The sequence below is a fragment of the Pseudomonas sp. PS02303 genome (genome assembly GCF_029959925.1).
GTDB lineage: Bacteria > Pseudomonadota > Gammaproteobacteria > Pseudomonadales > Pseudomonadaceae > Aquipseudomonas > Aquipseudomonas mandelii.
This window is the reverse complement of the sequence record NZ_JASCOM010000209.1, coordinates 1-10,247: the sequence shown is the minus strand read 5'-3', so window position 1 is coordinate 10,247 and position 10,247 is coordinate 1. Positions and strand designations below refer to the sequence as shown.

The 10,247-nt window shown below is 60.9% G+C and carries 6 protein-coding genes; 2 read left to right on the top strand and 4 right to left on the bottom strand.

The annotated features are described in order from the left end of the window. Positions 1–99: 99 nt before the first annotated feature. The 4 genes from QMX98_RS27560 to mnmC all read right to left on the bottom strand — a co-directional run bounded on the left by QMX98_RS27560 (position 100) and on the right by mnmC (position 7,155). Positions 100–1,290, bottom strand: a complete 1,191-nt coding sequence (locus tag QMX98_RS27560; RefSeq protein ID WP_010461749.1) for an osmoprotectant NAGGN system M42 family peptidase — start codon at positions 1,288–1,290, stop codon at positions 100–102. Positions 1,291–1,451: 161 nt separating this feature from the next. Beyond that, entirely contained in the window at positions 1,452–3,200 is a 1,749-nt protein-coding gene (gene ngg / locus QMX98_RS27555; protein ID WP_010461747.1) for an N-acetylglutaminylglutamine synthetase, read from the bottom strand. Positions 3,201–3,203: 3 nt separating this feature from the next. After that, complete coding sequence (locus tag QMX98_RS27550; protein WP_282411671.1) at positions 3,204–4,976, bottom strand: N-acetylglutaminylglutamine amidotransferase; 1,773 nt, start codon at positions 4,974–4,976, stop codon at positions 3,204–3,206. 199 nt (positions 4,977–5,175) lie between these two features. After that, entirely contained in the window at positions 5,176–7,155 is a 1,980-nt protein-coding gene (mnmC, locus tag QMX98_RS27545; protein ID WP_282411670.1) for a bifunctional tRNA (5-methylaminomethyl-2-thiouridine)(34)-methyltransferase MnmD/FAD-dependent 5-carboxymethylaminomethyl-2-thiouridine(34) oxidoreductase MnmC, read from the bottom strand. 183 nt (positions 7,156–7,338) lie between these two features. Here mnmC and pap point away from each other — a divergent pair, with 183 nt between their 5' ends. Next, entirely contained in the window at positions 7,339–8,862 is a 1,524-nt protein-coding gene (gene pap, locus QMX98_RS27540) for a polyphosphate:AMP phosphotransferase (protein WP_077747970.1), read from the top strand. 102 nt (positions 8,863–8,964) lie between these two features. Next, positions 8,965–10,149 carry a thiolase family protein gene (locus tag QMX98_RS27535; protein WP_282411669.1) on the top strand — a complete coding sequence of 395 codons (1,185 nt, stop codon included), beginning with the start codon at positions 8,965–8,967 and terminating at the stop codon, positions 10,147–10,149. Positions 10,150–10,247: the final 98 nt, after the last annotated feature.

Genomic DNA, 10,247 nt, shown 5'->3' with positions numbered 1-10,247 from the left:
GGCAAGCCTCGCTCCTACAGGTTTCGCGCATCGACACATAACCTGTAGGAGCGAGGCTTGCCCGCGAAGGCGATCTCTCAAACGATAAAAAAGCCCGGATCAGCTGTCTGTTCGTTGCCCCACCAGACTATCCACCGACGGCACCCGCGTATCGCTTTCCATCTGCGTGTCGTGCTCGATTTGATGACTGAACCGGTCCAGCGAGCCCTTTGCCGGCTGCGCATCACTGGCAAATACCGGCGGGCTCAGAATGTAGGCGCCGAGTAGACGACTCAGCGCCGCCAGGCTATCGATGTGCGTGCGCTCGTAACCGTGAGTGGCATCGCAGCCGAAGGCGAGCAGGGCGGTGCGGATGTCGTGCCCGGCGGTGACCGCCGAATGCGCATCGCTGAAGTAATAGCGAAACAGGTCGCGGCGCACCGGCAACTCGTTTTCACTGGCCAACCTGAGCAAGTGCCGCGACAGGTGATAGTCGTAAGGCCCGCCGGAATCCTGCATCGCCACGCTCACCGCGTGTTCGCTGGAATGCTGGCCGGGCGCAACCGGCGCGATGTCGATGCCGACGAATTCGCTGACGTCCCAAGGCAACGCAGCCGCCGCGCCGCTGCCGGTTTCCTCGGTGATGGTGAATAGCGGATGACAATCGATCATCAACTCCTCACCGCTGTCGATGATCGCTTTCATCGCCGCCAGCAGCGCCGCAACACCCGCCTTGTCGTCGAGGTGACGGGCGCTGATGTGACCGCTTTCGGTGAACTCCGGCAGCGGGTCGAAGGCGACGAAATCGCCCACGCTGATCCCCAGGGAATCGCAGTCGGCGCGGGTGGCGCAGTAAGCGTCCAGACGCAACTCAACGTGATCCCAGCTGATCGGCAATTCATCTACGGCGGTGTTGAATGCGTGCCCGGAAGCCATCAGCGGTAACACGCTGCCGCGAATCACACCGTTGTCGGTGAACAGGCTGACGCGGCTGCCCTCGGCAAAACGACTGGACCAGCAACCGACCGGGGCGAGGGTCAGGCGACCGTTGTCTTTCACCGCGCGGACCGCGGCGCCGATGGTGTCGAGGTGAGCGGAGACCGCACGGTCCGGGCTGTTTTTCTTGCCCTTGAGCGTGGCGCGGATGGTGCCGCGCCGGGTCATCTCAAAGGGAATGCCCAATTCTTCAAGGCGTTCGGCGACGTACCGCACAATGGTGTCGGTAAAGCCGGTCGGGCTGGGAATGGCGAGCATTTCCAGCAGGACTTTTTGCAGGTAATTGAGATCCGGTTCGGGAATTTTGCTGGTCATGGAAACTCCTGATGAGTAAAGAACATCGATGGTTTCGATGAGGGAAAAGTTGGGTGCCTGACCTGGCACCTTCGCGAGCAAGCGTCGCTCCTACAGGTAATACGCGTTTGTTTGTAGGAGCGAGGCTTGCCCGCGAAGGCGTCAGTCCAGCCGACCCGTGACTAGGAAACTGCCGGCTGACTGTGCGGAAACAGCAAATCCACAAACCGCTCGGCCGTCGGCTGCGGTTCATGGTTGGCCAGCCCGGCGCGTTCGTTGGCTTCGATAAACACGTATTCCGGTTGATCGGCGGCAGGCACCATCAGGTCGAGCCCGACCATGGGAATGTCCAGCGCCCGCGCAGCCCGTACGGCGGCATCGATCAGGGTCGGATGCAAGATCGCCGTGACATCCTCCAGAACGCCACCGGTATGCAGATTTGCCGTACGCCTGACGAACAGATGCTCACCGGCCGGCAGAATACTGTTGTAGTCATAACCCGCCGCCTGCAGCGTGCGCTCGGTCTCATGGTCCAGCGGGATTTTGCTTTCACCGCTGGTGGCCGCCTGCCGACGCCGACTCTGCGCTTCGATCAGCGCGCCGATGGAATGCTGACCATCGCCCACCACCTCCGCAGGCCGGCGAATCGCCGCGGCGACCACCTCGAAACCGATCACTACAATTCGCAAATCGAGACCTTCGTGGAAACTTTCCAGCAGCACGCGGCTGTCGAACTGCCGGGCTGATTCGATGGCTTGCTGGACCTCTTCAATCGTCCGCAAATCCACCGCGACGCCTTGACCTTGCTCACCATCCAAAGGCTTGACCACCACCCGCTCGTGCTCGTCGAGAAACGCCAGGTTGTCGTCGGCGTTGCCGGCCAGTTGCTGCGAGGGCAGGTTCAAACCGGCGGCCTTGAGCACTTTGTGCGTCAGGCTTTTGTCCTGGCACAGGCTCATGCTGATGGCGCTGGTCAGGTCGCTCAGGGATTCGCGGCAACGCACCCGGCGTCCGCCATGGCTGAGGGTGAACATCCCGGCGTCGGCATTATCGACGTGCACATCGATGCCGCGTCGATGGGCTTCCTCGACAATGATCCGCGCATAGGGGTTGAAATCGGCCTCAGGCCCAGGACCCAGAAACAGCGGCTGATTGATGCCGTTCTTGCGCTTGATGGCGAAAGTCGACAGGTTGCGAAAACCGAGCTTGGCGTAGAGACTTTTCGCCTGGCGGTTGTCATGCAACACCGACAGGTCCAGGTAACTCAGCCCACGGCTCATGAAGTGTTCGATCAAATGCCGCACCAGCACTTCACCGACGCCCGGCCGCGAGCAGTGCGGATCGACCGCCAGGCACCACAGGCTGCTGCCGTTCTCCGGGTCGTTGAACGCTTTGTGATGGTTGAGACCCATGACGCTGCCGATGATCGCGCCGCTGTCTTCATCTTCGGCCAGCCAATACACCGGGCCGCCCTGATGTCGCGGCGTCAGCAAATTCGCATCAATGGGCAACATGCCGCGCGCCTGGTACAGCTGATTGATCGCCTGCCAATCAGTCTCGCTTTGCGCCCGGCGAATGCGAAAACCGCGAAACACCCGGGTTGACTGACGGTAATCGCTGAACCAAAGACGCAAGGTGTCGGAAGGGTCGAGGAACAGTTGCGCCGGTTCCAGCCCCAACACTTGCTGGGGTGCCGCCACATACAAGGCGATGTCGCGCTCACCTGGCTGCTCGTTGAGCAACTCTTGCGCCAGGCTCGCCGCGTCCGGGAAGGTATGGCCGATCAGCAACCGGCCCCAGCCGCAATGCACCGCAATCGGCGCCGCGCCCAGTTCACTGCCGTCTTCGGCCAGCCGTGCCTGCAAACGTTCATAGGAGGGGGACTGACCGCGCAACAAGCGTTGGCTGTAAGCCGTGGCGTGGGGTTTCATCGATCAGATTCCTTGTTCACTGAGCCACAGGTTCAGCGCCGCCAATTGCCACAGCTTGGAGCCGCGCAACGGGGTCAACTGGCCTTGCGGATCGGTCAGCAGGCGGTCGAGCATGGCCGGGTTGAACAGGCCGCGATCCTGGCTTGGATCGAGCAGCAGTTCGCGCACCCAGTTCAGCGTATCGCCCTGCAAATGCTTGAGGCCCGGCACCGGAAAGTAACCTTTCTTGCGGTCAATCACTTCGCTTGGAATGACCAGTCGAGCAGCCTCTTTCAAGACTTGCTTGCCACCGTCCGGCAGTTTGAATTTGCCCGGCACCCGGGCCGACAATTCCACCAGGCGATAGTCGAGAAACGGTGTGCGCGCTTCCAGGCCCCAGGCCATTGTCATGTTGTCGACACGTTTGACCGGGTCGTCCACCAACATGATCGTGCTGTCCAGACGCAGGGCTTTATCCACCGCCGCCTCGGCGCCGGGCTGTGCGAAATGTTCCTTCACGAAGTCACCGGCAGCGTCATTGGCCGTCAGCCATTTCGGTTGCACGGTGGCGGCGTAATCCTCGTAGCTGCGATCGAAGAACGCATCGCGATAGGCCGCGTACGGATCGGCGGCGCCATCGACTTGTGGGTACCAGTGATAGCCGGCGAACAACTCGTCCGCGCCCTGGCCGCTCTGCACCACTTTGCAATGCTTGGCCACTTCCCGTGACAGCAGGTAGAAGGCGATGCAGTCATGGCTGACCATCGGCTCGCTCATGGCGCGGAACGCCGCGGGCAGTTGTTCGATGATCTCTTTCTCGTCGATGCGCAGTTGATGGTGCTGCGTGTTGTAGTGTTTGGCGATCAAGTCCGAGTACTGGAACTCATCACCACGTTCGCCGCCGGCATCCTGGAAACCGATAGAGAAGGTCGACAGGTTTTCCACGCCGACTTCACGCAACAGACCCACCAGCATGCTCGAATCGACACCGCCCGACAGCAGTACGCCGACGTCCACGGCCGCACGTTGACGGATCGCCACCGCGTCGCGGGTGCTGTCGAGTACACGGTCACGCCAGTCTTCGAGCGTCAGGTTCATCTCGTCGGCGCGTGGGCCGTAAGGCAGGGTCCACCAGGTTTTCTGCTCAGTGGTGCCGTCCGCTTCGATGCGCATCCAGGTGGCCGGTGGCAGTTTTTCGATGCCGGCCAGCAAGGTACGCGGTGCCGGGACCACGGCGTGGAAATTCAGATAGTGATTGAGTGCCACCGGATCGAGGATCGGGTTGATGTCGCCGCCCTTGAGCAACGCCGGCAGTGCCGAGGCAAAGCGCAGGCGCTGGCCGGTGCGCGACAGGTACAGCGGCTTCACGCCGAGACGGTCACGCGCGATAAACAGGCGCTTGGCGTCGCGTTCCCAGATCGCGAAGGCGAACATGCCATTGAGTTTCGGCAGCAGTGCCTCGCCCCAGGCGTGATAACCCTTGAGCAGCACCTCGGTGTCACCACCGGAATAGAAGGAATAACCGAGGCTTTCCAGTTCGGTGCGCAGTTCCGGGAAGTTGTAGATCGCGCCATTGAAGGCCAGGGACAAACCCAATTGGTTGTCGACCATCGGCTGCGCCGAACCGTCCGACAGGTCCATGATTTTCAGGCGACGGTGGCCCAGGGCAATCGGCCCCTGGCTGTGGAAGCCCCACGCGTCAGGGCCACGAGGGGCCAGGTGATGGGTGATTCGTTCAACGGCTGCAAGGTCCGCAGGTTGATGATCAAAGCGTAACTCGCCAGCTAATCCGCACATAAAGTCCTTACCGGTTTTTCCGTTGGGGAGGGTCAATCGATACCCGCCAAAAACGGCGGGTACTCAGAAACTGACCCGGTGGGATCGCGGGAGTTTTAGATCGATAAGTAATAAGAGGGAATGTGCAGGGAGGCGCCTTCAGCCGAAAACGCCGGTCCGCACCCGATAGATCGATCAATTAAACCGTCAGAATGCGGATTCATTTACCCCGGATCAGGCGCCGCAAGGCGAAACGATTCGGATGGCACGCCTCGGCCACGGCTCTGGGTAAAGGCAGCGGTTCGTTGTCGAGCCAGGCCGCGAGCAACTCGCCTGACAACGGCGCGGTAATCAGCCCTCGTGAGCCGTGGCCGCTGTTGACGTACAAACCGTCCAGCCATGGACATGGGGTGTCTGGCGTTTGCCGGGCGTCCTTGCTCAGGGCGATGTAGGCGTCGGCGAAGGCCTGGCGATCAGACAAAGGGCCGACAATTGGCAGGTAGTCGGGGCTGGTGCAGCGGAACGCCGCGCGACCTTCAAGTGCCTCGGGTCGCAGGGCCTCTGCGCCGAGTCGGGCGACCAGATCCACCGAGATTTCTTCGAGCATCTGCAGGTTGCCGGCATGCTCGGCCGTGGTGGGCGTCAGGTCGTCGTTGTTGAAATCAAAACTGGCACCCAGGGTGTGTTCACCCAGGCGGGCCGGCGCGACATAACCTTCGGCACATACCACGGTGCTCAGGCTCTGGCTTGCAGGTGTTTGAGGCAGGCGGGTGATCTGTCCACGAATCCGTTTGAGCGGCAAGTCGCTGCTGAAGTCGAAACGCTTGATCTCGGCGGCGCCGGCCAGCACCACCACCGCTGCGTTGGCCAGCAGCTTGTGACCCTCCCACGCTTGCCATTGCCCTTCGACACGACGCAGTTCCAGTACATCGTGATGGGGCAGGAACCGGATATTCGGATGCGCCGCTTGCCATGCGCACAGGGCGGGCGGATGCACCCAGCCGCCTTCTGGGTAAAACAGGCCACCCGATTGCAACGCGATGCCCGCGCGGATCTGCGCGTGTTGCTGATCGAGTGTGTGCAGCAAATCCTCGGGAAACGCCGCCGCCAGTTGTGCCTGACGTTCGGCTTCCTTGGCGTTGAAGGCCAGTTGCAGCACACCGCAATCGTCCCAGTCGACGCCTCGGTGCAAGTGCTCAAGCAAACGCCGGGTGTGACCGAAACCACTGACAATCAACTGTGACAAGGCCGTGCCATGGGCCGAGAGCTTGAGGTACAACACGCCCTGTGGATTGCCCGACGCTTCCTGTGCCAGCGCATCGTGGCGCTCCAGCAAACTGACTTGCCAGCCCCGTGCCGCCAGGCTGGCGGCGGTGGCGCAACCGGCCAGTCCTGCGCCAATCACCAAGGCGTGACGTTCGCCGGTCAACGGCGTTGGGCGGGCAAACCAGGGTTTCGCAACGACAGGCGTGGGGGTTTCTGCAGGCCAGCCCAGAAACACACCGCGCAGGATTTCCCATTTGTGACCGATGCCGGGCGTGCGCTTCATCTTGAAACCCGCCGCGTTCAACAGACGGCGCACCCAACCGGTGCTGGTGAACGTGCTAATGGTCGAGCCGGGCGCTGCCAATCGAGCCAGTTCGGCAAACAACTCGGCGGTCCACATGTCGGGATTTTTCGCCGGGGCAAAACCGTCGAGAAACCACGCATCAACCTGCGCGTCCAGTTGCGGCAATTGCTCCAGCGCATCGCCGATCAGCAACGTCAGGGTCACACGCCCGTTGTCCAAGACCATTCGCTGGAAGCCTTGATGGATCGCCACGTATTGCGCCAGCAATTGATCGGCAAACGGCTTGAGCTCCGGCCACAAAGCCAGCGCACGCTGCAGGTCTGGCTGGCTCAGCGGGTACTTTTCGACACTGATAAAGTGCAGGCGCGCACCGGCCACGGCGTGCTGTTCGAACAACTGCCAGGCGCAGAGGAAGTTAAGCCCGGTACCGAAACCGGTTTCGCCAATGACCAGTCGACCGCCGTCGGCCAGCGCGGCGAAGCGTTCACGCAAACCGTTCTGTTCGAGAAATACGTAGCGGGTTTCTTCAAGGCCTGATTTGTCCGAAAAATAGACATCGTCGAACACCCGCGAATACGGGCGACCCTGGTCGTCCCAGTCGAGTTGGGCGTGAGGCAATACAGGTTTCATGGCAGGCTCGGCAACGGCAAGGCGGCCATTCTAGCTGATCGAGGTGGTGATGCCTGATCCATGGCAGTGTCGGGTAGTGGTGCCGCAGGCAATCGCCACAAAAAGCCGACCGCCAAGGAATTTTCTGTGATGACGGACAGCCCAATCCGCTAGTCTTGGCGCAATCAGGAAAGGGAGTCGTCCATGTTCGAATCTGCTGAAATCGGTCACGCCATCGACAAAGAAACCTACGACGCTGAAGAACCGGCACTGCGTGAAGCGTTGCTCGAAGCGCAGTTCGAACTTCAACAGCAAAAGCGCTTTCCGGTGATCGTCCTGATCAACGGCATTGAAGGCGCCGGGAAGGGCGAGACGGTCAAGTTGCTCAACGAATGGATGGACCCGCGTCTTATCGAAGTCCGCACTTTCGATCAGCAGACCGATGAAGAGCTGGCGCGACCTCCGGCCTGGCGCTACTGGCGGATGCTCCCGGCCAAGGGGCGCATGGGGATTTTCTTCGGCAACTGGTACAGCCAGATGCTCCAGGGCCGGGTCCATGGACTGTTCAAGGACGCGGTACTGGATCAGGCGATCAACCAGTCGGAGCGCTTTGAAAAGATGCTCTGCGACGAAGGCGCGCTGATTTTCAAGTTCTGGTTTCACCTCTCCAAGAAGCAGATGAAGGCGCGCCTCAAGGCACTCGCCGATGACCCTTTGCACAGCTGGCGCATCAGTCCGCTGGACTGGCAACAATCCCGGACTTACGACAAGTTCGTGAAGTACGGCGAGCGCGTGTTGCGGCGCACCAGCCGCGACTACGCGCCCTGGCATGTGATTGAAGGCGTGGATGTGCATTACCGCAGTCTGGCGGTGGGCAAGATCCTGCTCGAAGGCCTGCAAAGTGCCTTGAAACGATCCAGAATCCATCCGGCCAAGGTCAACGCTGCGCCGCTGCCGATCCATGTCGATCAGCTCAACTTGCTTGACAGCCTCGACTTGAGCCAGCGTCTGGACAAGGAAGATTACGAAGAACAACTGATTACCGAGCAGGCGCGATTCTCGGGTCTGATGCGTGACAAACGCATGCGCCAATTCGCCTTGATCGCTGTGTTCGAAGGCAATGACGCGGCGGGCAAGGGCGGTGCAATCCGGCGCGTGGCCGCGGCGCTCGATCCACGTCAGTACAGCATTGTGCCGATTGCCGCGCCCACCGAGGAAGAACGGGCGCAACCGTATTTGTGGCGCTTTTGGCGGCACATTCCGGCCAAGGGCAAATTCACCGTATTCGATCGCTCGTGGTATGGCCGGGTATTGGTCGAGCGCGTCGAAGAACTCTGTCCGCCCGCCGACTGGCTGCGGGCCTACAGCGAGATTAACGACTTCGAAGAGCAGATTTCCGAATCGGGCGTCATCGTGGTCAAGTTCTGGCTGGCCATCGACAAGGAAACGCAACTGGAGCGTTTCGAATCCCGTGAAGACATTCCCTTCAAGCGTTTCAAGATCACTGAAGACGACTGGCGCAATCGGGACAAGTGGGACGCTTATCGCGCGGCCGTCGGCGACATGGTTGACCGCACCAGCACGGAAATCTCGCCATGGACGCTGGTGGAGGCCAATGACAAGCGCTGGGCCCGGGTCAAGGTCCTGCGCACGATCAACCTGGCGCTGGAAGCCGCGTTCGAAAAATCCGACAAGCACGACAAGAAGGCCAAAAAACGCAAGTCGTGAGCCGATGGTTACGCATACGCGGGGTGAATGATTGTCGCGGTCGGTTATGGGGTGGACTTATGCTCGGTCCACTCCCAACCGATAACAACAATGAGGTATGCCATGCGTGAAGTGGTGATCGTCGACAGCGTGCGGACCGGCCTGGCCAAATCCTTTCGCGGCAAGTTCAACCAGACCCGTCCGGATGACATGGCGGCGCATTGCGTCGATGCCTTGTTGGCGCGCACCGGCATCGACCCGGCCAGTGTCGAGGATTGCATCGTCGGTGCGGGCTCCAACGAAGGCGCGCAGGGCTACAACATCGGTCGCAACGTCGCGGTGTTGTCACGCCTGGGTATCGGCACCGCAGGCATGACCCTCAACCGTTTCTGCTCGTCGGGCTTGCAGGCCATCGCCATCGCCGCCAACCAGATCGCGTCGGGCTGCAGCGACATCATCGTGGCCGGTGGCGTCGAGTCGATCAGCCTGACCATGAAAAGCGTCAACACCGATCACCTGATCAACCCGCTTCTGAAAGAGCAGGTGCCGGGCCTCTATTTCCCGATGGGCCAGACTGCTGAAATCGTTGCACGTCGTTACGACGTCAGTCGCCAGGAACAGGATCTGTACGCCCTGCAGAGTCAGCTGCGTACGGCCCAGGCTCAGGCCGCTGGTTTGTTCGATGATGAAATTGTGCCGATGGCGGTGAAGTATCGGGTTGAAGACAAGGTCACCGGCCAGGTGCAGATCCTCGACGGGATCGTCGGCCGCGACGACTGCAACCGCCCGGACACCACACTGGAAAGCCTGGCCGGGCTGAAACCGGTATTTGCCGAAGACGGTTCGGTCACGGCGGGTAACTCGTCGCAATTGTCCGATGGCGCTTCGATGACGCTGGTCATGAGCCTGGAAAAAGCCCTGGCGCTGGGTCTCAAGCCCAAGGCGTTCTTCCGTGGTTTCACGGTGGCCGGGTGCGAACCGGACGAGATGGGCATCGGTCCGGTGTTCTCGGTGCCGAAATTGCTCAAGGCCAAGGGTTTGCGGGTGGCTGACATTGATCTGTGGGAGCTGAACGAAGCGTTTGCGTCGCAGTGCCTGTACAGCCGCAATCGCCTGGAAATCGATAACGACAAGTACAACGTCAATGGCGGCTCGATTTCCATCGGCCACCCGTTCGGCATGACCGGCTCGCGTCAGGTCGGGCACATTGTGCGTGAGTTGCAGCGGCGCAACTTGCGGTATGGCGTGGTCACCATGTGCGTGGGTGGCGGGATGGGGGCGACGGGGTTGTTCGAAGCGGTGCGCTAAGTCCGCAAGACTTCTGTTGCCTGATTAACCGCTATCGCGAGCAGGCTCGCTCCCACATTGGATCTATGGCGCGCATCAGACACCTGTGGGAGCGAGCC

What these genes read in the sequence shown, in the direction of transcription:
- QMX98_RS27560 (WP_010461749.1), bottom strand. Translation starts at nt 1,290, where the DNA reads ATGACCAGCAAAATTCCCGAACCGGATCTCAATTACCTGCAAAAAGTC.
- ngg (WP_010461747.1), bottom strand. Translation starts at nt 3,200, where the DNA reads ATGAAACCCCACGCCACGGCTTACAGCCAACGCTTGTTGCGCGGTCAG.
- QMX98_RS27550 (WP_282411671.1), bottom strand. Translation starts at nt 4,976, where the DNA reads ATGTGCGGATTAGCTGGCGAGTTACGCTTTGATCATCAACCTGCGGAC.
- mnmC (WP_282411670.1), bottom strand. Translation starts at nt 7,155, where the DNA reads ATGAAACCTGTATTGCCTCACGCCCAACTCGACTGGGACGACCAGGGT.
- pap (WP_077747970.1), top strand. Translation starts at nt 7,339, where the DNA reads ATGTTCGAATCTGCTGAAATCGGTCACGCCATCGACAAAGAAACCTAC.
- QMX98_RS27535 (WP_282411669.1), top strand. Translation starts at nt 8,965, where the DNA reads ATGCGTGAAGTGGTGATCGTCGACAGCGTGCGGACCGGCCTGGCCAAA.